Origin of the sequence: Pontibacillus halophilus JSM 076056 = DSM 19796 (genome assembly GCF_000425205.1) — a bacterium.
GTDB lineage: Bacteria > Bacillota > Bacilli > Bacillales > BH030062 > Pontibacillus_A > Pontibacillus_A halophilus.
Genome location: NZ_AULI01000021.1, coordinates 17101 through 39755, shown reverse-complemented (window position 1 = coordinate 39755; position 22655 = coordinate 17101). Strand labels below are relative to the sequence as shown.

Here is a 22655-nt window from a genome sequence, read left to right as displayed (position 1 = left end):
ATCCTCCTAGAAGTGTTCAATGTTCTTATATAGTAGGTGCAACCAGGTTGAGGATTGTTTTCCCTTTTCGACATAGGCTTTCTTTAAGCCTACAACCCACAGTACTTGCCCATTTGCATCCGTTACAATAGGCCAATACGTTCGGGCGGAACGGGGGATTTTCTCATCGATAAAAAGGTCTTTCACCTTTTTATGTCCGTTTATCCCACGCAAGCGAATCCTGTCTCCTGGCTTGCGTGTCCGAACATATAGAGGGAACGAAATGTTACTTACATCACAAGCAAAGTGATGACTGTCTCTTTCTGTACGTTCATCCGATAGAAACGTTTCGAAAAAATGTCGTTCCTGAGTGGTGGTAGCTCCAGGAATCGCTAATTCATAGCAAAAACATTCATCATTTTCACTATGCCGACTTCTAAACTCCACCACCACATCATTATATGATCGAACCACTTGTAGCCCGTTAGGAAGGTCAAAGGACGTATGCGCCTTCTCCCCTTCCATTAACTGTATGTACTGTTCCCAGTGATGATAAGTTACATCACTAGGTGGTTCATGATAAAGATAGTTTAATATTAGATGAAAGGAACGTCTTTGTAAAGGACGAGAAAGGCGCAGAAAATCTTGTCGACTGAACGAAATTCGTCCTACCTCTTTCTGAAACAAAGCGGATTGAAATAGAGCTTCTGCTTCCCCCATCAAATACGTAAAATCTTCCCCTATGTATTCGTGAAACAATTGAATATGCTCATGGATTCTTGGATTATGTTGCTTCAAAAACGGCAGAACATGTAGACGAAAATCATTACGTGTATAGGTAGGTTCGTCATTAGACTCATCCCGCCTCGGATGAAGCTCGTATTGCACACAGTACTGTTCAATATCAGCCTTTGTCACCGATAGCATGGGACGAATCAACTCACCGCCCCCAAAAGGTCGCTTAACAGGCATTCCATGAACATGCATCGGTTCCACCCCACGCATGAGATTCATGAATACCGTTTCTACCTGATCATCACCATGATGGCCAAACGCAATTGCGTCTGCCTCCAATTCTTCCATCTGTTGAGCAAAGTAACGATATCTTAATTCCCTTGCAGCTACTTGAGTACTTTGTCCATATGCCTCTTTATGGGCAGGAACATTTAAAGAAACGTTCTTGCATTCAATTCCCCATTCCGCACACTTGTTAATCACATATTGCACATCTTGTTTCGAAGTTTCTTCCCGAAGTTGATGATCTACCGTTAAAACAGTCAGTTTCCAGCCATGGACAGTTTGACGTTCCTTCAAATAATGAAGCAAAGCCATAGAATCTGGACCACCTGAAACCGCTACAAGAATATGCATATGGTCAGTAAATAAATGATGTCGGTTGGCGAATGTAGTTATCTTGTGATGCAACAAGCCCTCCACTCCGTTCTTTTGATCGTCTTCATGTATTCATCCTATCATTACCCAGTCGCCAACCGCAAAATAACGCCATTTAAAGCCATTGTAATAGCATATACACCGTATAAAAAACGCCGACAGCGCTCATTAGACCTACACTTTCCCACCTGTAAGAAGAGGGAGTGCGTTGTGTCTTTAGAGAAGTCATCGACCTTGAAGTGAACTTCTTCGGTTTATTCATCCGAGTTGGCTTAGGATCGGCATGGTTCTGTCCCATAAGTGCATCCATAACATCCCGCTTCATCTCTTCACTTGTATGGTATTCACCTTGAAGGGCTTTCCTCACAACTGGCTTATACCTACGAATGAGCGTAGCTCGGTCTAAATGCTCCCATAATGAACGTGTTCCGTCCCCCCCTCTCTCAAAACGGTTAGGATAATCCACCTGTAGCATGATCATACCAAGCGCAAATAAATCATAGGTAGGTTCGGCCTTTCTAGACCCCATGCCCCAGAACCCACGATCATAAAATTCGGTATACTCTTTAATCGCTCTGCCGATTTGCGTTGTCCCTCCAACATCCACCCATCGGACCTTTGCTGGTGGATAGGTGACTAGTAAGTTTTCAGGTTTTAAATCTCCAAACACCCATCCCTCGTTATGAAGGTCCGCTAGTGAATCGAGCAGTTGCATCACAATAATGCCAACCCAGTCGTCTCCTTTTTCTCGGATGAAGGTAAGCAAATCTTTTCCTTTTAAATATTCCATGGCATAAAAGGAAAGGCGTTGTTTCGACCCTACTTCCCAATCGTCCACATCGATTAAAGAAGGCCCGAGGTTTTTTCCCCGGACCTTCTGAAAGTTCTTGAGTACGTTCACCTCTGACGTGATCGATGTGCTGTTATGGCTTAACTTAACCGCGACCTCCGTTCCATTGTAAGAAGCTAAATAAACCGTTCCTAGCGCTCCGGAACCTAACTTCTTTCCAATGACATAGCTCTTCCCGTGCCACTTCCCCCGAACCACTGTCCCAGGTGCAAGTTTAATCCCATTGTTGTTCATGTGGCGTCTCTTCTTTGGCGAGGAATCCTCTCAGTCCTCTTTTTTTCGTGAATTGCTTTAACGCTTCGCGAATTGCAGGACCCGTGGGTGTAATCCCTCTTGTAGCCAACTTTGGAAATACAGATGAGATGGAATCCAGGCGGGGAGTCCAGTCCATCACTTTATCCAAATCTTTTCTTTTCCCGGGAAATGAAAAGATGGAGAACCGATTATCACCAGAACGCGCGTTCAAACTGATTGATAAATCGATTAAAGCTTCCTGTACAGTCGGCAGCTTGTTGCCCATGCTCGCACTCGTATCAATTAGCACAAGCACCTCAAGTCCACATCTTTCACCAAGATCCTCTACCACTTCCATAACTTCGCCCCGCTGTTCTGGAGGCAAGTCTTCCATTGTTTCTTTAGAACCCAGAATATGCTTTAACTCTTGATTCACCACCCCTTGCAGTGTTTGAGTCATCGCCTGTTTCGTTACCATTTGCACAGTCTGTGAAAGTGATTCAGCATAAACAATCTGGCTTACACCACCACCAGAAAGCGCAATCTCCTCTACCTCACTAAGACCTTGTGTCGCCGCTTCATTCTCTTGGTCCTCCAAGATGCCAATGACGTTCACCGCAATCCCTTGTTGCTCGGCTAACGCTGCCACTGATGCAGGGGATTCTCCTTGGTTGGAGCACCCATCTGTAATGAGCAGTATTTGCTTAATTGTACCTGTACTCACGATCCATCTCCTCCTCCATGATTTATCACCATCATGGACGAGATTCACTCCTTTTATACCCTCCCTTATTGAGCTTGCTGACCGTAGAGTGGAATGGCGGCCCACCTAGGTACGTTATGGTCAATCTTCGTAACCAATACAGTCATATCATCTTCAATTCTTCCTGATCTTGTTCGAATTACCTCCTCTAATAATAAGTCCGCTACATCTTGCGGGTCTTCCGTTCTCATCTCACGTATTTTCCTTCTGAGCCACATATCAATATTCTCGACATGCTTAGGACCATCAAAGATACCATCACTCATCATGATTAATAAATCCCCTGGCTTTAACTGCTCACTCACAACATCAACATCGAAGTCTGTGATAATCCCCATCGGCAAGTTACTTGCCTCAATCTTAATCAGCTGGTCTCCTCTCTTTATATAGCTTGGTGTAGAACCAATCTTAAGAAACTTCACGGCAGCATCATTCAAATCGACCACAGCTAAGTCCAGTGTCGAGAAGATCTCGTCCATCGTCCGTAATGACAGGATGGAATTAATCGACTTAATTGCGACTTCTTCGTCGATGCCAGTTTGCAAGATTTGTTGGAGCAGACGGAGCGTTTCGGTACTTTCGATGTGGGCCCGCTCTCCATTCCCCATCCCGTCACTAATGGCAACTGCATGCTTCCCTGCACCGAGCTCAATTAAGGAATAACTATCACCTGAAATAAACCCTCCATCCTTAGCAGCATGAGAAACACCGCTGTCTACTTTGTATTTCTGTGAGGAACTAAATGAAAATTGACAATATCCGTTTGGAAAAGGAGAAACCTCCTCATGCTTCACAACAATCGTCTCATTTAGTATATCGGATAAGACAGGCGCAACAATCTTAGCCCCTTCCCCTTTATAATCGTAAAACGATAGCGTCATTTCGATATCCACGCTTCCTGGGTCCAAGCTGAAAATATCTAATTTCTCAATTTCAAACCCCATACTCTTTAAAGCAGAACTAATTGCCTCTTCTTGTTGTTCATGGTTCACCCTTTCTTTTAGAATCTCCTTTGCAAAGTCATCCATTACCGCCGAAACCCCTCTTAATTGATCAGCTACAAATTGTCTACTCTCCTTTACTTGTTTCTTTAACTGTTGGTTAGCTTGATAGAATGATAACTCTCCTTTCATCGCCTCAATCACTTTATCGGACTTCACGCAATGTCGATCGAAATCATTATGAAGTTTACGGCGCGGTTTGAACGTCCCTTCATCAAGTTCCGTCATAAGTTCTTGCATATATCCATACGTCTCATCAAAGCACTGCGCCCAGCACTTATCCTTGCGGAAGCATGATTGACAAGTCTTTTCTGTTACATTACTTAAGAAGAAATCCGTCTCTTTCGTTTGTTCATCCTCGTCCATTTGCCATTGAGCACGGTCAAAGCTATTGGATAAAGCCTGAAATACGCTTGAAAATTGTTCAACACGACTAGCGGTTGCATCCCTCACCTTTTGTAGATATTGAGCTTGTTCTTCAGAGTGCTCGCTCGTACCTGGTATGTAACGAGCCATCTTCCGAATCCAACTTTCAGGCGTCACGAAAAAGAGTAGCACAGCTACTGAAGTTTCAATCATGGAAGGCCCGAGCGCCTCCATCCCATCCCCATAGATTCCAATAAGAAGCGTGGCCACAAACAGGCCCGCTCCTACCCCTAGTTTTCTCCCTTCTTTTAATAACCCTCCAAGAAGACCTGAGAAGGCTAACAGACTCATCTGATTGAGATCAGCCACATTGGCAAGACTCAAAATCAATCCCGTAACGACACCCACCGTTGCGCCAATAGCGGCACCCCCAATAAACGCCAATCCAAGCACTAAATAGCGAGACAATACCTGCTCCACGGATATATCATAAACCTGCCACCCAATCGTCCCTGTCAAGATTGAGGCTAGCAGAATAATCATGCATATAATTTCTTCATTCTTTAACGTTTTCGTTATTCGCTTTGGTGATAATAGCGGAACACTCTGCATAAAGATAAGGACAAGGATTGAACTCAATCCGGCCTCTACCCCCGACATAACCAACGCATAAGTTTCTACCCCATCTACGAAATAAAAGTAGACTAGCCTAGGTATGAAACTTGCTAAAAACACGTAGACTGGTAACAAACGTTGCTGAGCTTGGATCCTTTGAAATAAGAATGCTATCACAAAGAAGGTAACCGATGCCGTTAACACAAACACGCCCTGCGAGATACTAATCGTTACCGCCCCAGCCACTGCCGCAATCGTTACGTTAATAGATCTCTCCTTACGCATTAACCAAACCGCCGCCAGGAACGCTAACGCAAATGGAGAAACGCTGGATAATACAACAGCTCGTCCTAATAGGAATGCAACAAGAAAGAGTAGCAGACCTCTTTCAATCATAAGTGCACGTGTCCGATCACCGAGCTTTTGTTTCCCTCTAGCCAGCGTCGCTGAAAAGCTCCCCTTCATAACCTTTCCTCCAGTACGTGTTAATGTTGTCATTCCAATCACCACTCCTTGTCGTATTTGTAAGTTTATTAAACCACGTAGGACGAGCTTATTTTGTCAAAACAAGAGGGCATAGAACTAAATCTTTTCGACGGTTTCATTGCAACAATGGTAGAATTCGCCAAAACAGTTGTGGCACCAAATTAAACTTCCTGTTTTCCGCTATAAATCGACCGTAAAAGATGTAGAAAAATTAAAAATTAATAGAATATAATTTTTTTATTCTATTTCGTTGACAGTTGAAATGATGTACTGTAGTATATTGTTTGTGCCTTTGAGAGAGGCAAAACCATTTAAGACATGGCGGTGTAGCTCAGATGGCGAGAGCGCACGGTTCATACCCGTGAGGTCGTGGGTTCGATCCCCTCCACCGCTACCATATCTTCTGGCCCGTTGGTCAAGTGGTTAAGACACCGCCCTTTCACGGCGGTAACACGGGTTCGAATCCCGTACGGGTCATACACGAAAGGCTGTCCATAAATGGACAGCCTTTTTTTGTTCTATTGAATATATTTCAATGCTTCCTTTACAGTGCCATACGTTTGAATCGTGGATAGGTCCATTTGGAGTTTGGCTGATTGTGCAGCAAATTCCGGCTGAATCCCTGAAATGATTAAGGTTGTCCCTAATAAGTTCAATAGATCATGTAAACGATAGATGCCTCTAATGACCTCTTCGTTAAAATCACGAATACCAGACAACTCAACGATTAACGTCTCCTCGCGATTCCTAGAAATCTTCTCTGTAATATGATCCGATATTGTATCAATCCGCTCTTTAGACATACTCCCAACTAAAGGCAAGACAGATACCCCTTCTGCAATAGAAACGATTGGCGTAGATAGAGCCATCACTTCATCCTCAGAAGTCTTTAATTGTTCTTCCGTCTCTTTCTGCTTCGTCACATCATGCTGAATCCCAATAAAGTATGTCTTATCCTCCGACTCTACATAAACAGGGTCAATATGTAGCTCATTCCAAAATGGTGTCCCATCTTTCCTATAGTTTAAAATGGTAATCTCAATTGAATCGGCATTTTCAACAGCCCGTTTAATTTGGTAAACGGCATCCTTGTCTGTCTCTTTCCCCTGAAGAAAACGACAATTATGACCAATAATATCATCTTCCTCATAACCTGTAATCTGTTGAAAGGATTCGTTCGCATACACAATTGGATTGTCTGCTATTGTTGGGTCCGTTATGGTTATGCCAACACGTGTATGGTCAATCGCCTTTTCTAGCGTCTTATAAAACGCATCACCTTGAAGTAAATGTGTTCCCATCCAGTTCGCTCCTCTTCATCTTTTCTTTCCATCCACATCGTACCAAATCTAATGCTGTTTGAACAAAGATAGCTCTCTTTAAACGATGCGTATGAGGTTTTTCGCGCTCATGGGGACATGTTCACCCTAGTTCTAAACACTCATGCCCGGGGCTACACCGTGAATGTGTACGAAATTAATAGAGCCTAATAAAAAGAGACTGGCTAGGCAGCCAGTCTCTTATATATAGAGATATCTTAATTTAGATTCACTTTTACCATGGTTAGACAGCAAGTTAACCTTTCTTAGCACCTCTACCACCACGTTTTGATTCCGTGTGCTTTCTTAAAGAAGCTAGGCGGTCTTCGCTATCTTTAAGAAAACGATTCATTTTTGATTCAAAGTTCTCAGGCTTTTCGTTTCGTTGTGGACGATTGCCTCTTCCTTTATTAGGGCGGCTATTGTTGTTATTGTTGTTACTATTGCTGTTATAGTTTTCTTTAGCCTTCTTGATGGATAGACCAATCTTTCCATCGTTTTCAACATTAATGACCTTTACCTCTACCTGGTCGCCTTTAGATAGATGCTCATTAATGTCCTTTACATAATTATCAGCAACCTCACTAATGTGAACAAGCCCTGTTGACCCATTTGGAAGCTCAACGAATGCTCCGAAATTGGTAATACCCGTTACCTTGCCCTGCAACTTGCTGCCTACTTCAATTGACATAAAAGAAATGCTCCTCCTTAAGATTTAAAAAAATGTATCATTCTTTACTATTATATATAAGCATTGAAAAAGGTGTCAATAAGACGGGTCGCTATCTGGCAACTTAAAGATGATTTCTCCCTCTTTGGAGAAGAAATAGTTCGTACGCGCAATTTGGAGCACATAGTCTTCATCCTTCAGAAGTTGAATCTCTTCCTCTAAGTTCGCCTGCTTCTGTTCAAGCTGATTATGCTCTGTCTTCAACTCTTCATAATCTGCCTTTTTCTCTGCATGTAAGGATCGTTGATGAATATGGTAAGAAAGTAACCCTCCCATGATCACGAAGGTAAGGACTGCAAAGAGTGCCAATCGGCGCACGAGACGTTTTTGACGATTCTTTTGTCTTGATACTTGGGCATCGTACTGTTTCACATAATTGGACTCAATTTTTGCAACGGTATCTCGCTCAGACTTCACCGATTATTCCCCCCTTTTACTTACGTACTTTTCCCATATTTTATCTAACCTATTCTTCATTTTACTATAGAATCCTGCAACTTGTCTCAGAAATTCTTGAAACTTTTTCGGAAGTAGCCACCATAGCAGCTTACCAAGTAGCCGAATGGGATAGAGAACCACTTTAAGAAGAGTCATCAAGATCCACAGAATGACAGACCAAAAGATAATTAACAGCTTCGTAACCAGCATCAGCAGGAATCGGATGGGTTGTACAATCAACACAAAAACAAGCCGCTTCAAAAAGCGATATAACGCTACAGTCATTGTAATGACACGTTCCAACCATAGGCGATACACCGTTTTAAAGAGCGCTTGATAGGCTGCGTACCCACATAGAATTGAGAGGAAGATGTAAAACCGAAGTTCGCCCTCATTTCCGAGAAAAAGCATGTAAAAGATAATGACGGATTGAATCACCCAAAACAAAATTTCACTCACGTAACGTAGCCAGACGTGGCCTTTCCATAACCGTTCAAACCTCCTATATGTATCAATAGCAGAGCCTAAATAGACCCCGCTACCGAACATAAGGAGCATCGTGTAAAACTGTGTATCAAGACTCATTTAAACATTTTGCTAAAGAATCCTTTAGCTTTCTCCCCACTCTGTTCATCGAGATAGGAAAGCTCGTACACCTTTCCTTTGATTGAAACGATCCCTTCTTCCACATCTAAGTTCTTCATTTGTAGGTTCTGTCCCCGAATAACGAGGTACCCCATTGTTGTCTGCAGGAGAAACTCTTCCGCATCAAAGCTGTCTACTTCTTTCACACCGGTTATCTCTAAATTTCTACGATTATTCATCTTAACGTGGTGTTCGGCTTGTCCACGAGATTGCTGGTCTATTCCATACTCCATTCTTCCACCCCTCTCCCATAATCGTTATTAATTTATGAGATGAAGAGCAGGAATAGAACATAGAAAAAGAGGCCGTCCGCTGACGACCTCTTCCCTCTTACACTTCTTCCTCTTTAAGCACTTTGTACAACGACTGTGCTTCTTCTTTTCTTACATTTTCTCTTATCGAAACAATTTCAATCGTCAACTGTTTTTGTCCAAAGCGAATGGAAAGTTCATCGCCAACCTCAATTTCAGAGGAAGCTTTCGCTACATTCCCGTTAATGTGAATACGCCCCTGTTGCGCTACTTCTTTAGCCAACGTGCGTCGTTTAATTAATCGAGATATCTTTAAGAATTTATCTAACCTCATATGCTAGTCCTCATTTCTTTCCTTCATTTTTGCTTTCTCCCAGTATGCGTCAAGCTCTGATAACGTCATTGATTCGAGAGACTGCCCCGTTCCTTGAATCATGATTTCCATTTCTCGAAAGCGTCGTTCAAATTTGGCATTGGTTTGTCTAAGTGCTAGTTCAGGATTGATTTTATAGTATCTTGCTAGATTCACGAGTGCAAATAGGACGTCTCCAAATTCTAACTCCTGCGCGTTTGCACTCTCGTTCTGAAGGCTTTGACGAAATTCCTCAAGCTCCTCCTCAATCTTCTCCCAAATCGGAGTTGGATCATCCCAATCAAATCCTACTTTCTTCGCTTTCTTCTGTAACTCTTTCGAGCGAAGCAACTGTGGAGATGATTCCTCCACACCATCAAGAGCAGACATCCTCTCCTCTTTTTCTTGGCGTTTAATCTCATCCCAGTTGCTCACAACATCTTCAGATGATTCAACCGCAACCTCTCCAAACACGTGTGGGTGCCGGCGTATCATTTTATCTGTAATGGATAGAATTACGTCATCAATGGAGAAAAATCCTTCATCTTCTCCTATTTGACTGTGTAACATGATTTGCAAGAGCAAGTCGCCTAACTCTTCAATCATATTCTCATCATCTTCATTGACAACTGCATCAATAAATTCATAGGCCTCTTCGATAAGATAAGGACGTAGACTTTCGTGTGTCTGCTCTTTATCCCATGGACAGCCTTCTGGTCCACGGAGTGTTGCAATTGTATCGCGCAATCGGAAGAATTGATGGTTAAGCGTCTCCTCCGAAACTGGTGGAACATATACGCTCGTTAAGTTACTTAATTTAACGCTACGGTCTAATTCATGAAGCGGCACCTCAATAATTTCTTCCATGGAAGACCCCGCTGCATTCACGATGTAGACGCTCGTATCCGGAGATAGGTCTTCCATTAATTCCAACTTAACGGCCGATGCAATCATTTCATCATAGACCTGGCAGAAGATTGTATGGTGTCGATGTTCAATTGCATTGCGATTGAACGATGTACCGTCCATAAATTGAAATCCTTCAATCGGATCAATCCCTAAAGCAGAAAACGTATCGTCCAAGTAACTTTGTCCCCCTGAAATCTGGATCTCAACCTTCCCTTCCTGCTGAGCAGCTAACAATAATTGCACCGATTGTTCTGCCAACATTGGATGGCCAGGTACTGTATAAAGTACCGGTTCCTCTTCGGCTACCTGTATGAGAGAACTCGTAATTTCTTCGTATACAGACTGGAAATCGTCATGCTTCTCGTAGACTGTATCAAATGATTGAAAGGCGACTCCTTCTTTTTCTAACTCCGGAATTAATGGATGGTCTATTGTTCGGGTGTAGACCTTTCCTTCGTGCTTCGTTAGCGTGCGATAACTACGTAACGAGAGCTGATCTAAATCTCCACCACCAAGACCAATAATCGTAATGTGGCTCATGACAAGACCTCCTATTTCTTTAGTTTCGATATTAACGATTGGAGGGGGAATTGCTCAAGAAGTTCGTCTGTAAAGGCTCCCCCTCGTATTAAAGCAATGATATATGTAAGGGCTCCAACTAGTACAGGTACAAAGGTGTAACCGATGTAATCTAAGCGTTGTTTCACAGGAAACATTTCCCGATATAAGAACAAAGATGTGTGAACAGAAACGACCAAAGCCAGAACTGCAACGAACACGATTCCAATCAATCGAAGGTTCATAATGGGAAGGGAACGCTTCAACTTTGTTCGCAATGCTACCAGATTCGCTATACATATAATTGCCATAGCCCCAGTCGAGCTAACAGCAGCTCCAGTAATCCCCCATAGCGGAACGGCGATACTATTTCCTACACACTTCAGGACGAATGCAATAAGCACAATAGCAGCGGGCAACAACGTCGTCCCAAGACCTTGTAGCAGAGCTGAAGATGTTAACCCGACCGATCCAAATAAAATAGCTAACGACAGAACACGCAATGCTGTTGTTCCCTCATCCGTCTCAAAGAACAACACATTTACTTGCGGGAACATAAGAATGAGTCCAATTGTAGCACCAAGAGATAGGTAAAAGCTTAATGATAACGCCTGCTTCGTGTGCAGAATTGTTTGCTCTTCATTCTTTGCTAGTCGCTGTTTTGTTAGAGCGGGTATTAAGGCGAGTGCAAGCGAAGAGCCTAGAACAAGGCCTAGTTGCAATAAAGGATAGCCGCGATCGAATATCCCTTTCCACTCTTTAGCTGCCTCAAAGGACATCCCAGCGCTTTCTAATGCGTTAACCAGATTCAAGGCATCTGCAAGTTGCATAAAGAGGAGTGTCATATAATTGAAGCACGTAAAGACGCCAACGACAAACACGGTATAAAGAACACGCGACCAAGCTAACCCTTCCATTCTAACTAGAGCTTTATTTCGATGTTTCACTCGGAAATAAACCAGCGTGATAATAGCAGCAAGCGCTCCAGCAATAGAGCCGTAGGCCGCTCCACTCCCTATGAGATAGACATCTTCTCCAACAAGAACAACAGCCGCAAATAAAATAACGACCACGCGCACCAATTGTTCCACAACTTGAGAGATGGCTGTAGGTTTCATATCCCCATCCCCTTGAAACCACCCCCGTAATACCGACGTAAACGGGAGGAATAAAAAGGTGAAGGATGCGAGTTTGTAGATTGGAGTCAATGACGGGTCTCCTATAAATCGTGCAAGAGCCGAGCTCCCAAAATAGACAACTAAAAAGCCAAGCAAGGACAATAACATCATCGCAAGGAATACAGGTAGGAACACTGTACCCCCATTACGGTATTTGTCTTTTATCGTTTGTTCTGCAACTAAAGAGGATAACGCAGCCGGCAATCCGTATAGGGATAACATCCACGCAATACCAAGGATGGGGTAGACTTGTTGATAGACATAGAATCCTTCGTTTCCTGTAATATTCTGAAGCGGAATCCGATAGCCAGCACTTAAGATCTTACTCACTAAGCCTGCAATCGTTAGCAGAAGCGCTCCTTTAATAAATTGATTCGATGAGTTTCCGTTTTTCATACTGGGTCCTTTCTATCCTTTTCCATATGCAACATTATAGCATAGACAGACAACCGGAATCAGGAGAGCTAAATACGGTAAAAGGCATAGAAAAAGGAGCGTCAACACGCTCCGTACCTTGTTTCTATTCCATTTGCCTTGCCAAGAAACTTGCAGCCGTCTCGACTGACTTCTGTTCAACAGCTCCTAATGATTGTCCATCTTTCGATAAGATGAGTACGCAACCAATTGGGTCACCATTAGCAACGATTGGACCAATGACATAGGATGAGAGCGTCTCTTCAACATCGTTGACAATTTCGACCGTGGACTCATTCGTTTCTGTAAGTGCAGTTCTGTCTTGAATTGCCTGTTCTACTCTCTTGCCGATTCCTTTATTCAGGTACTCTTTCTTCGTACCTCCAGACACGGCGATAAAATCATCTCGGTCACAAATCAATACAGTATGTCCGAGGGAATCAAATAGGGCATCCGCATATTCCTTCGCGAAATCTCCAAGCTCACTAATAGGCGAATACTTCTTCAAGATGACTTCCCCTTCGCGATCCACGAAGATCTCAAGCGGGTCACCTTCTCGAATTCGTAGTGTTCTACGAATTTCTTTAGGGATAACCACACGACCTAGGTCATCAATACGACGTACAATACCTGTTGCCTTCATATTACGGAACCCCTCTTTTCAATGATGAGTATTCTACGGTGATGATTCACCTGTTGATGATTTTATTATTTTGCAACCTTGAAGAAGTATACATACTTCCTGAATTTTTCTATACATTCCATTGTTTTTATTTTTCACCTATAATGAAAAATCCTCCTTCTTCCGACGTGGAAGAGGAGGATTTATTTATGTCGTAGGTTCCGCTTCTTTTACTTCTTTCACATCCTGAATGAGTTGTGAAATGTAGTCATAGCGCTCTTTATAGTTTTGTTTAGAGAGTAGAAGTGTCATCTTCAGCTTCTGTCCTTCACTACCTAGATTCACCATTCTCCCTGTTCCATAGCTCATCGCTTTCATATACAGCTGATCACCTTTTCCTTGGATGCGATCCGTCTCATTCTCCTGCATAATCAGTTCGATTTGCTTCTTCTTCTCTGTAATGGACTCTATTCTTTCCTGTTTCGCTAACAGCTTAATCTTAGCCACTTTAAACAGATTCTCAACCTCTTCTGGATAGTCGCCAAAGCGGTCGACCAACTCTTCTTGAATATCCCTTATATCTTCTTTCTCCTCAATAGCCTGAATACGTTTGTACATATCAATCTTCTGTTTCTCATCATCAATGTACACATCTGGAATATAAGCATCGATTGTTAAATTCAGTTCCGGTTCGAAAGGCTGAATATCTTCAATATCTTTGCCTTCTTTACGAGCGTCGATTGCATCTTTAAGCATCTGTGAGTACATATCAAATCCTACAGAATCAATGAACCCATGTTGTTGAGATCCTAACAGATTTCCTGTTCCTCGTATAGATAAGTCTCTCATTGCAATCTTAAATCCTGAACCTAGTTCTGTGAACTCTTTAATTGCTTGGAGACGCTTCTCAGCCACCTCTGTAAGCACCTTGTCCCGTTGGTACGTAAAGTAGGCGTATGCAACTCGGTTCGAACGACCAACGCGCCCTCGTAGCTGATACAGCTGACTCAGTCCCATGCGATCGGCATCATAGACAATGAGCGTGTTTACGTTCGGGATATCTACACCTGTCTCGATAATCGTCGTACTGACGAGTACATCTGCTTCTCCTTCAAGAAAACTAAACATGACATTCTCAAGCTCTGTCTCATTCATCTGCCCATGAGCAAACGTTACCCGTGCATCTTCCACAAGCGCAGAAATTTCCTCAGCCATCCGCTCAATGTTTTCTACTCTGTTAAAGAGAAAGAATACCTGCCCCCCACGAGCGAGCTCTCGCTCTATCGCTTCTCGTATGAATACCGGATTGTATTCAAGTACGTAGGTTTGAATCGGAAAGCGGTTCTCAGGTGGCGTTTCAATTACAGACAAGTCACGAACGCCAAGCATAGACATATGGAGTGTACGCGGAATAGGCGTAGCTGTAAGAGTAAGTACATCTACATTGGTCTTCAGCTGTTTAATCTTTTCTTTATGCTTTACACCGAACCGTTGTTCCTCATCGACGATAAGAAGACCCAAGTTTTTAACCTTTACATCTTTCGATAAGAGACGGTGCGTGCCCACCACAATATCAATGAGCCCCTTTTCTAATCCATCCTTTATGTCCTTTTGCTGCTTCTTCGTACGGAAACGACTCAACAAGCCTATATTTACACCAAAGTCTTGGAAACGTTCTTGGATGGTTTCAAAGTGTTGTTGTGCCAAGATTGTAGTAGGAACTAGGATGGCTACTTGCTTTCCTTCCACAATTGCTTTGAAGGCAGCACGTATCGCAACTTCCGTTTTTCCATAACCGACATCCCCACAAAGGAGACGATCCATAGGTCTAGACTTCTCCATGTCCTCTTTAATCTCTTGAATGCACCGTAACTGGTCTTCTGTTTCTTGGTAAGGGAAGGCAGCTTCAAAGTCACGTTGCATTTCCGTATCTTGGCTAAAGGCATGCCCTGTCGTAGATTCTCGCTCTGCGTATAGTTTAATCAGTTCATCTGCAATATCTTCAACAGACGACTGCACCCGACTTTTGACTTTCTTCCAATCTGATCCCCCAAGCTTGTATAGCTTAGGTTCTTTCCCTTCTGATCCTACAAACTTCTGAATTAAATCGATTTGTTCGATAGGAACGTACAGTTTGTCATCGCCAGAGTATTTGATCAGCATATAGTCTTTATGGACGCCGTTTAATTCAAGCGTTTCAATCCCTAAATACTTACCAATCCCGTGACTACTATGAACGACGTAGTCCCCAACTTTTAGCTCCTGGTAACTCTTAATTCGCTCGGCGTTAGTCATCTTCTGCTTTTTCTTCTTCTGGCGGGAACCACTTCGCTTCTTAAATAGTTCACCTTCAGTGAGAATTGCCACCTTATGCATAGGAAGCTCAAATCCAGATTGCAACTGCCCCGTGATAACGGTCGGGGTTGAAAGCGGAAGCTCATACTCCCCTTCTGAGATGACCGCTTCCATATCGTAGTCTTCTAGAACCGATTTCACCTTTTCAGCGCGTTCTTCATTCGGTGCAACGATTAACACGGAGTAATTGCCCTTCGTCCAACGTTGCATTTCACTTTGCAATAGATTCATCTGCCCATGGAACTGTTGCATGGCTCGACAAGACATATTGACGATATTCTCTGGTTGCGTATTTGGGATATGTCTTAAGAATACAGACATATATAAGCGTGGATGACGTATGTTCTTCCACACTTCGTGCCAGTCATAGGAGATGGATAGTTCTCGCACTATCTTTCCTGAGTTCAGTAGGCTTGTATACCATTCTCCTTCTTCTTCATCCAATCGATTTGCCGTTTCTTGGATACGGCTCATTTCGTCAAAGATAAGCAGTCCGTTATCTGGAACATAATCTAATAAACTAGTAGTTTGTTCGTAATAGAGTGAGATGTATTTGTACATCCCCTCAAACCGTTCCCCGTTCTTTAGCCGTTCAAGGTCATGCTCTACGGTTTCAACGAGTTGCTCACGAATATTGTCATCTTTCGTCGCAGCAAGTGTATCAGAAAGGGCGGTTTCCAGACTGTCAGCTCCACGCCTGTAGTCAGCATCTTTTAGTAGCAGTTCACTCGCTGGTCCAATTTTAATTGCGTCTACCTTCTCAAGGGAGCGTTGACTTTCAGAATCAAAGAAACGCATAGAATCTACTTCGTCATCGAACAATTCAATTCGAACTGGATTCGGCTGCGTTAAACTGTAGATATCAAGAATCCCTCCACGGAGACTAAATTCACCAGGCTTAGTCGCCATATCAACTCGACTGTACCCCATATCAACGAGTGAAGCGAGATGAGCTTCCAAGTCAATGACATCCCCAAGTTTGTAGTGAAGTTGATATTCTTCCCAATAAGATGTAGGAGGCAACAAGCGCTTCAAAGCAGCGACTGGAGCAATGAGCACCCCTCTATTTCGTTCAGCCCAATGGTTCAATGCTTCGAGACGATCGCTAAGTAACTCAGGGCTTGCAATCGCGATTTCTGAAGCTATCAATTCGTTGACCGGGTACAAGTGGACGTCTTCTGGGTCCATAAGTGAAACCAAGTCCTCATACAACTGTTGAGCCTGCATCAATTGATGCGTTACGAGCAGAATTGGCCTCTCTTCCGCTTCTTCCATCACAGATACAAGCGCGCTCCGTGCAGAACCAGAAAGCCCAGAAACAAATTGCTCTTTCATTCCTGATTGAAATCCTGAAAGAATGGACTGTATATCATCTTGCGTTTTTAAAAAGTTCTTTATTCCTTGCATCATGCCCTTATCCCCCTTAACCTCTCACACCAACGCAAAAATGCTTTGGATCCATCCAAAGCTCTCTTTGCTTCATTCTATTGTAAAAAGTAGTCCAATTCATGATAGTGCGGATTCTTTTCTAATGTATCTTGACAGTTCTCACAGATGGTTTGCACATAAAGGCTCCCATCATTCTTATGTTGGATCATCATATTTCGTTCGTCCTCTGTTAAGTCTTCTAGGCCCAGCTGATAGCCATCTGTAAGCTGATGGGGCAGCTCGCCTACTTTCGTATGGCAGTGACGACAATAGTATTTAACAGACAAGCTGAATCCTCCTCGAGATATAGCGTGACAGCACTAGTTTACCCCGAGCCGACCTTCAGTATACAGCTTACTCTATTGATTAAATGTATTCATTACTTCTAAGAATGATTTGTCCGTCCATGCCTCACATGCTTCAGCTGCCTTAACTACTGCTTCTGAAACAAATTTTTGTTCTTCGCCATCAAATTTACCAAGCACATAATCAGTTACAGACATCGGTGCGGTCGGCTTCCCAATTCCTAAACGGATTCGATTGAATTCTTTCGTGCCTAATTGATCAATCATAGAGCGAATTCCATTGTGGCCACCATGTCCACCTTTTTGACGGAGACGAACTTTTCCTGTTGGCAAGTCCATGTCATCGTAGATAACAACCACGTCTTCCGGTTCAAGGTCGTAGTATTCCATTAAAGGACGCACACACTCACCAGATAAGTTCATGTACGTCATCGGCTTAACGATAATCACTTTCTCCCCGTTCAAACGTTCAACGGTGTAGACCCCTTTAAATTTCTCTTTATTAAGCTTCCAATTCTGTCGTGACACCAATTCATCTATGGCCATAAACCCTATATTATGTCTTGTTTGATCAAATTTAGGTCCTGGATTTCCTAGTCCAACAATGAGCTTCATCTAATCCCTCGTTTCTGCTTTGTTCTCTGATGTTATTGTAACGGAAGTCATGAGGAAATGAAAAGCGACTGCACGTAACGTACAGCCTTCTACTACATATTTCTTTGGACTCTAGTTACGCACTCTGTCCTTCTTTATGGAACGAACTTATGAATTCACATCTCCTCAAGAATTTGAAAAAAAGGCGTAACCTTCATATAGGCTACGCCTTCTCTCTTCTTGATTAAGATGATCTCTATTCTTGGTTGTTACTGTCTTCCCCATCAACAAGTTCCGGTTCAACAGAACCATCTTGAGTTTCACCTGGTTCTACTACTTCTTCTGTCGTAGGAGGCAATACGTTCGCGATTGTCGTTGCTTCATCTTCTGTAATCTCAAAGTTTGAAATCTTAGGAAGGTCAGCTACGGTTACGCTATCGCCTACTTCTAGCTTAGAAATATCTACCGTAATAGATTCTGGAATCTCAGTCGGTTTCGCTTTACCAGCTAGTTCATATAGAGGTTGAGACAGAATTCCTCCGTCTTTCACACCTTGCGCTTCCCCTTCAAGATGAACAGGGACATTTACGTCAATCTCTGAGGACATGTCTACCGCATAGAAGTCGACGTGATACACATCACCTCTTAGTGCCTCTATTTGATAGTCATGCAACATGACGTCCACTTTAGAATCGCCTTCAATATCAAGTGAAATGATTACGTTCTTTCCTTCGTCACGAAGCGTTTTAATCAATGTTAGATTATCAACACTGACGGAAGTATTTTCTTTCCCTTTGCCGTACACAATTCCAGGGATTCTACCTCCGCTACGTAATTTATTCAAAGTAGAGCGTTTAGAATCAGTTCTTACATTTGCTTTAAGCGATACTGCCATTTTCATCACCCTCCAGATAATTATGAGCTCTTAATAATTTATAATTACCTATTCTATTCGGGGATAAACATCAAATTCCTTTAATTAGTCAAAAAGGATGCTGATGGATTTGCGCTCATGAACTCGCATGATCGCTTCACTGATTAAGTTTCCAACAGAAAGTTCCGTAATCTTTTCGATACGTTTTTCTTCTTTCAGTGGGATTGTGTTCGTTACAACAAGTTCCTTAATCTTAGAGTTTTCAATACGGTCAATTGCTGGTCCAGAAAGAACTGGGTGTGTACAACAAGCGTAAACATCTGTTGCTCCGTTCTCAATTAGGGCATTTGCAGCAAGTGTCATTGTACCCGCTGTATCAATGATGTCATCAATCAAGATTGCCGTCTTTCCTTCAATGTTCCCGACAATGTTCATAACCTCTGCAACGTTCGGACGCGGACGACGTTTGTCGATAATCGCAATTGGCGCTTTTAGTCTGTCCGCCATCTTACGAGCACGTGTTACTCCACCGTGGTCAGGAGACACAATAACAAGATCTTCGAAGTTCTTCTCTTCAAAGTAATCTGCAAGCAATGGTACTCCTACTAGGTGGTCAATTGGGATATCGAAGAAACCTTGGATTTGTGGCGCATGTAGGTCAAGCATGATGACACGAGAAGCGCCCGCTGTCTCTAATAGGTTTGCCACAAGCTTCGCAGTGATTGGCTCACGAGAGCGTGCTTTACGGTCTTGTCGTGCATAGCCATAGTAAGGCATAACAATGTTGATTGTACGAGCAGACGCACGCTTAAGTGCATCAATCATGATTAATAATTCCATGATGTGTTGGTTGACTGGCTCGCTTGTAGACTGAACAACATACACGTCACAGCCACGTACGCTTTCTTCGATGTTAATTTGAATCTCGCCATCACTAAACTCTTTGACCGCACATTTCCCAAGTTCAGTACCGATATTCTCAGCAATTTCTTGTGCAAGAGTTGGATTTGAATTTAACGAGAATACCTTAAGAGACGGATCTTTATATTGATGATTAGCCATTCGCTAATACCCTCCATTAATGGTTAAATTTATCTACGACAACTGTCGTATTGATGGGGTGTTTAAAGGAGTAGGAGCATAAGCTTCTTTACTTTCCCTTAAACGGGTGAAGGTGTACACCTTATTTATCTAGACAACGATTCGTGAGAAGCTATTTCTTAAACTTCTCTGCGTAGCCTTCTTTATTCGTTTGACGAGAACGCGCAATTGATAAAGAACGATTCGGAACATCATCCGTAATGGTAGATCCAGCCGCCACATAAGCACCTTCTCCTACTGTTACGGGCGCAATTAAGTTTGAGTTGCAACCAATAAAGGCTCCATCCTCGATCTTAGTAAGATGTTTATTTGAACCGTCATAGTTGACTGTAATGGTGCCACAGCCTACATTGACGTCTTTTCCGACTTCTGCATCACCAATGTAGCTTAGGTGAGAGGCTTTACTCTTGTCGCCCATACTCGCCTTTTTAATTTCGACAAAGTTTCCTACTTTTACTTCATCACCTAGTTGTGATTGTGGGCGAATGTGAGCGTATGGACCTACATTCACAGCTCGTCCAACAGTGCTGTCATGCACCACGCTCTGTTTAATTACACTTTCAGAACCAATTGTACTATCCTTCACTTCAGAATGAGGACCTACTACTGCATCCTCTCCAATATGAGAATGACCTGAAATGACTGTACCAGGGTAAATAATTGCATCTTGGTCAATGGTTACATCCATCCCAATGTACGTGTTCTGAGGGTCTATGATGCTTACCCCGTTGCGTAAATGGCGCTCATTGATGCGACGCTTCATAACAGCTTCCGCTTGAGCTAAAGCTACTCGATCATTCACACCAAGCGTTTCTTCGAAATCAGGCGTTTGGTACGCACTGATTTTCTCGCCTTGTTGCTTAAGGATTTCGATGACGTCTGGTAAGTAGTATTCACCTTGTGCATTATCATTTGAAACAGACTTAAGCGCCTCAAACAATGATACATTATTGAAGCAGTATGTGCCTGTATTAATTTCTTTTATTTGCTTTTCTTCTTCAGTCGCATCCTTCTCTTCAACAATTCGCAACACATGTCCATCTTCATCGCGAACCACTCGACCATACCCTTTAGGGTTATCTGCGTGCGCTGTTAAGATTGTGACTTTTGATGCTTCTTGTTCATGGTAGGAAAGAAGTGAATCGATTGTTTCCGAAGTTAACAAAGGGGTGTCCCCGCATGCAACGACCGTAGTACCTTCTTTACCTTCTAATTGAGAAGATGCTTGTTGAACAGCATGGCCTGTACCTAATTGCTCTTCTTGTATAACGAAAGAACTAGCCTCACCAATTTGCTCTTGAACTTGCTCAGCTCCATGGCCGACTACTGTAATAATTTGGCTTAAGTGACTTGCCTGTAATTGATCTATAACATGTTGAACCATTGGCTTTCCAACAACAGGATGAAGAACTTTATATAACTTTGATTTCATCCGTGTTCCTTGACCTGCTGCCAGCACTACTGCGTATCGATTTGACATGGGTAAACCTCCATCCTTATTATCCATTACGAATATATCTTAAATAGGGGTCTATTTCAATACAGACCTATAATTATGCGCAACACAAAAAGGAGCCTAATCTATAACCTAATAGATTAGACCCCTGTTGTTTGACCTATTAAGAAGCACCTGCTTCTTCATATTCAACAGCTTGTGTTTCTTCTTCACCAGCTCGGTGGTATTCCTCTAACACCGCATCTTGAATCTTCCCACGTGTATTGGAGTTAATTGGATGCGCGATATCGCGAAACTCACCATCTGGAGTACGCTTGCTTGGCATCGCTACGAATAAACCGTTGTTTCCGTCGATTACACGAATGTCGTGTACAACGAACTCCTGGTCCAACGTAATAGAAGCAATTGCTCGCATTCTTCCTTCAGTTGTTACTCGACGTAGTCTAACGTCAGTTACTTCCATTATGTGTCACCACCTTTTCCCATTAAGAACTTATTACCAATATTCAACAAGACTTTGTCATTTCCTTCTTTTTATTTAAAAAAATTTATCTTTTTTTATTTTCTTACAATTTCACGGCATAAAGAAGCCTCCATCACGCAGATGAAGGCTTCTGTCTATTTATGATTGAAAGTAATTGCCTCGTACAATATCAATACGCTGTTCTCGTTCGTCGACGTGTTGAATTTGAAGAAGTGACACGTAGTCTTGTACAACTCGTTCTTCCTCTTCATCTTCCGCTTCCGCTAACACACCGATACCGGCAACATGTGCATTGAATTCTTTTAATAGGCTTTTCATTCCGTTAATGGTACCCCCAGCTTTCATGAAGTCGTCCACGATTAGAACGTTTGCCCCTTCTGACAGGCTCCGTTTAGGCAGCACCATGGTCTGGATCTTCCGAGAAGAACCAGATACATAATTAATGCTCACAGTCGAACCCTCCGTTACCTTAGGGTCGCGGCGCACAATGACGACTGGTACGTTCAAGAATGAAGCGACTGCATATGCAAGCGGTATCCCTTTCGTTGCTACTGTGATGACTACATCAATCTCAGTCTCCGCAAAATAGGTAGCAAACAGCTGACCAATTTGCTTCACGGTGTGCGGGTCTCCTAAGAGGTCGCTCATAAAGAGATAACCACCAGGTAAAATACGTGCTGGGTCTTCCAATTGGTGAGCCAATTGGTCAACGAATCGTTCACTATTTTCTACTGATTGGGACGGAACAAACTTCACACCACCGGCGGCTCCAGATACGGTGTGAAGTTCTCCTATACCAAGCTGCTGAAACATTACATTAATAATAGTCATATCCTCGCTAACCGAGGACTTTGCAGAATCAAATTTCTCCGTAAAGAACGGCAAGGATACTAATCCATGTGGGTGCTCCAGGAGATAATGCGTCATCGCGACTAATCGTTCACTTCTTTTCATAC

21 protein-coding genes and 2 tRNA genes are annotated in these 22655 nt (G+C 42.8%); 2 read left to right on the top strand and 21 right to left on the bottom strand.

Annotation, left to right across the window (positions count from 1 at the left end; translation table 11 throughout):
* Window positions 1-6: 6 nt before the first annotated feature.
* The 4 genes from tilS to spoIIE all read right to left on the bottom strand — a co-directional run bounded on the left by tilS (window position 7) and on the right by spoIIE (window position 5698).
* On the bottom strand, window positions 7-1404 hold the full coding sequence (gene tilS / locus H513_RS0116295) for a tRNA lysidine(34) synthetase TilS (protein WP_036770489.1): 1398 nt from the start codon (window positions 1402-1404) through the stop codon (window positions 7-9).
* Window positions 1405-1486: 82 nt separating this feature from the next.
* Window positions 1487-2455 carry a serine/threonine protein kinase gene (locus H513_RS20510; protein WP_036770492.1) on the bottom strand — a complete coding sequence of 323 codons (969 nt, stop codon included), beginning with the start codon at window positions 2453-2455 and terminating at the stop codon, window positions 1487-1489.
* Window positions 2436-3227 carry a vWA domain-containing protein gene (locus H513_RS0116285; protein ID WP_081658322.1) on the bottom strand — a complete coding sequence of 264 codons (792 nt, stop codon included), beginning with the start codon at window positions 3225-3227 and terminating at the stop codon, window positions 2436-2438. The genes H513_RS20510 and H513_RS0116285 overlap by 20 nt, the downstream gene beginning before the upstream one ends.
* A 17-nt stretch (window positions 3228-3244) precedes the next feature.
* Window positions 3245-5698, bottom strand: a complete 2454-nt coding sequence (gene spoIIE, locus H513_RS0116280) for a stage II sporulation protein E (RefSeq protein WP_026801677.1) — start codon at window positions 5696-5698, stop codon at window positions 3245-3247.
* 308 nt (window positions 5699-6006) lie between these two features.
* Here spoIIE and H513_RS0116275 point away from each other — a divergent pair.
* Together H513_RS0116275 and H513_RS0116270 are read left to right on the top strand one after the other, a co-directional pair.
* A tRNA-Met gene (locus H513_RS0116275) sits at window positions 6007-6083 on the top strand.
* A gap of 8 nt (window positions 6084-6091) precedes the next feature.
* Window positions 6092-6163: transfer RNA gene (locus H513_RS0116270), tRNA-Glu, on the top strand.
* 41 nt (window positions 6164-6204) lie between these two features.
* On the opposite strand, the gene ytvA is transcribed toward H513_RS0116270, so the two are convergent.
* The 17 genes from ytvA to purR all read right to left on the bottom strand — a co-directional run bounded on the left by ytvA (window position 6205) and on the right by purR (window position 22653).
* On the bottom strand, window positions 6205-6987 hold the full coding sequence (ytvA, locus tag H513_RS0116265) for a YtvA family blue-light photoreceptor (protein ID WP_026801676.1): 783 nt from the start codon (window positions 6985-6987) through the stop codon (window positions 6205-6207).
* A gap of 274 nt (window positions 6988-7261) precedes the next feature.
* Window positions 7262-7696 (bottom strand): S1 domain-containing RNA-binding protein, encoded by a 435-nt coding sequence (locus H513_RS0116260; protein WP_026801675.1) that lies wholly within the window; start codon window positions 7694-7696, stop codon window positions 7262-7264.
* A 75-nt stretch (window positions 7697-7771) separates the two neighbouring features.
* Window positions 7772-8152 (bottom strand): FtsB family cell division protein, encoded by a 381-nt coding sequence (locus H513_RS0116255; protein WP_026801674.1) that lies wholly within the window; start codon window positions 8150-8152, stop codon window positions 7772-7774.
* Window positions 8153-8155: 3 nt separating this feature from the next.
* Complete coding sequence (yabQ, locus tag H513_RS0116250) at window positions 8156-8758, bottom strand: spore cortex biosynthesis protein YabQ (RefSeq protein ID WP_026801673.1); 603 nt, start codon at window positions 8756-8758, stop codon at window positions 8156-8158.
* The gene (yabP, locus tag H513_RS0116245; RefSeq protein WP_036770495.1) at window positions 8755-9051 is read right to left on the bottom strand and encodes a sporulation protein YabP; all 297 of its coding nucleotides are present in this window, start codon (window positions 9049-9051) and stop codon (window positions 8755-8757) included. Before yabP ends, yabQ begins: the two co-directional genes overlap by 4 nt.
* Before the next feature lie 97 nt (window positions 9052-9148).
* Window positions 9149-9403 (bottom strand): RNA-binding S4 domain-containing protein, encoded by a 255-nt coding sequence (locus H513_RS0116240; protein ID WP_026801671.1) that lies wholly within the window; start codon window positions 9401-9403, stop codon window positions 9149-9151.
* A gap of 3 nt (window positions 9404-9406) precedes the next feature.
* On the bottom strand, window positions 9407-10870 hold the full coding sequence (yabN, locus tag H513_RS0116235; RefSeq protein ID WP_026801670.1) for a bifunctional methyltransferase/pyrophosphohydrolase YabN: 1464 nt from the start codon (window positions 10868-10870) through the stop codon (window positions 9407-9409).
* Window positions 10871-10881: 11 nt separating this feature from the next.
* Window positions 10882-12462, bottom strand: a complete 1581-nt coding sequence (locus H513_RS0116230; protein WP_026801669.1) for a putative polysaccharide biosynthesis protein — start codon at window positions 12460-12462, stop codon at window positions 10882-10884.
* A 124-nt stretch (window positions 12463-12586) separates the two neighbouring features.
* On the bottom strand, window positions 12587-13123 hold the full coding sequence (spoVT, locus tag H513_RS0116225; RefSeq protein WP_026801668.1) for a stage V sporulation protein T: 537 nt from the start codon (window positions 13121-13123) through the stop codon (window positions 12587-12589).
* Window positions 13124-13309: 186 nt separating this feature from the next.
* Entirely contained in the window at window positions 13310-16864 is a 3555-nt protein-coding gene (gene mfd, locus H513_RS0116220) for a transcription-repair coupling factor (RefSeq protein ID WP_026801667.1), read from the bottom strand.
* Between the two features lie 77 nt (window positions 16865-16941).
* On the bottom strand, window positions 16942-17172 hold the full coding sequence (locus H513_RS0116215; RefSeq protein WP_026801666.1) for an anti-sigma-F factor Fin: 231 nt from the start codon (window positions 17170-17172) through the stop codon (window positions 16942-16944).
* 72 nt (window positions 17173-17244) lie between these two features.
* A complete protein-coding gene (gene pth / locus H513_RS0116210) occupies window positions 17245-17805 on the bottom strand; it encodes an aminoacyl-tRNA hydrolase (protein ID WP_026801665.1) in 561 nt (186 codons plus the stop codon).
* Between the two features lie 235 nt (window positions 17806-18040).
* The gene (locus H513_RS0116205) at window positions 18041-18679 is read right to left on the bottom strand and encodes a 50S ribosomal protein L25/general stress protein Ctc (protein WP_026801664.1); all 639 of its coding nucleotides are present in this window, start codon (window positions 18677-18679) and stop codon (window positions 18041-18043) included.
* A gap of 84 nt (window positions 18680-18763) precedes the next feature.
* The gene (locus H513_RS0116200; protein WP_026801663.1) at window positions 18764-19720 is read right to left on the bottom strand and encodes a ribose-phosphate diphosphokinase; all 957 of its coding nucleotides are present in this window, start codon (window positions 19718-19720) and stop codon (window positions 18764-18766) included.
* A gap of 151 nt (window positions 19721-19871) precedes the next feature.
* Window positions 19872-21239 (bottom strand): bifunctional UDP-N-acetylglucosamine diphosphorylase/glucosamine-1-phosphate N-acetyltransferase GlmU, encoded by a 1368-nt coding sequence (glmU, locus tag H513_RS0116195; protein ID WP_026801662.1) that lies wholly within the window; start codon window positions 21237-21239, stop codon window positions 19872-19874.
* Window positions 21240-21378: 139 nt separating this feature from the next.
* Window positions 21379-21678, bottom strand: coding sequence for a septation regulator SpoVG (gene spoVG, locus H513_RS0116190; protein ID WP_026801661.1), 300 nt, complete (start codon window positions 21676-21678; stop codon window positions 21379-21381).
* Window positions 21679-21837: 159 nt separating this feature from the next.
* Entirely contained in the window at window positions 21838-22653 is an 816-nt protein-coding gene (gene purR, locus H513_RS0116185; protein ID WP_026801660.1) for a pur operon repressor, read from the bottom strand.
* Window positions 22654-22655 lie beyond the last annotated feature (2 nt).

Excerpts from the sequence above, each read along its gene's own strand:
- H513_RS20510 (WP_036770492.1), bottom strand. The coding sequence starts at position 2,455 with ATGAACAACAATGGGATTAAACTTGCACCTGGGACAGTGGTTCGGGGG.
- spoIIE (WP_026801677.1), bottom strand. The coding sequence starts at position 5,698 with ATGACAACATTAACACGTACTGGAGGAAAGGTTATGAAGGGGAGCTTT.
- H513_RS0116240 (WP_026801671.1), bottom strand. The coding sequence starts at position 9,403 with ATGAGGTTAGATAAATTCTTAAAGATATCTCGATTAATTAAACGACGC.
- H513_RS0116260 (WP_026801675.1), bottom strand. The coding sequence starts at position 7,696 with ATGTCAATTGAAGTAGGCAGCAAGTTGCAGGGCAAGGTAACGGGTATT.
- glmU (WP_026801662.1), bottom strand. The coding sequence starts at position 21,239 with ATGTCAAATCGATACGCAGTAGTGCTGGCAGCAGGTCAAGGAACACGG.
- yabP (WP_036770495.1), bottom strand. The coding sequence starts at position 9,051 with ATGGAGTATGGAATAGACCAGCAATCTCGTGGACAAGCCGAACACCAC.
- spoVT (WP_026801668.1), bottom strand. The coding sequence starts at position 13,123 with ATGAAGGCAACAGGTATTGTACGTCGTATTGATGACCTAGGTCGTGTG.
- H513_RS0116200 (WP_026801663.1), bottom strand. The coding sequence starts at position 19,720 with ATGGCTAATCATCAATATAAAGATCCGTCTCTTAAGGTATTCTCGTTA.
- mfd (WP_026801667.1), bottom strand. The coding sequence starts at position 16,864 with ATGCAAGGAATAAAGAACTTTTTAAAAACGCAAGATGATATACAGTCC.
- yabN (WP_026801670.1), bottom strand. The coding sequence starts at position 10,870 with ATGAGCCACATTACGATTATTGGTCTTGGTGGTGGAGATTTAGATCAG.
- spoVG (WP_026801661.1), bottom strand. The coding sequence starts at position 21,678 with ATGGAAGTAACTGACGTTAGACTACGTCGAGTAACAACTGAAGGAAGA.
- purR (WP_026801660.1), bottom strand. The coding sequence starts at position 22,653 with ATGAAAAGAAGTGAACGATTAGTCGCGATGACGCATTATCTCCTGGAG.
- H513_RS0116205 (WP_026801664.1), bottom strand. The coding sequence starts at position 18,679 with ATGGCAGTATCGCTTAAAGCAAATGTAAGAACTGATTCTAAACGCTCT.
- pth (WP_026801665.1), bottom strand. The coding sequence starts at position 17,805 with ATGAAGCTCATTGTTGGACTAGGAAATCCAGGACCTAAATTTGATCAA.
- H513_RS0116230 (WP_026801669.1), bottom strand. The coding sequence starts at position 12,462 with ATGAAAAACGGAAACTCATCGAATCAATTTATTAAAGGAGCGCTTCTG.
- yabQ (WP_026801673.1), bottom strand. The coding sequence starts at position 8,758 with ATGAGTCTTGATACACAGTTTTACACGATGCTCCTTATGTTCGGTAGC.
- ytvA (WP_026801676.1), bottom strand. The coding sequence starts at position 6,987 with ATGGGAACACATTTACTTCAAGGTGATGCGTTTTATAAGACGCTAGAA.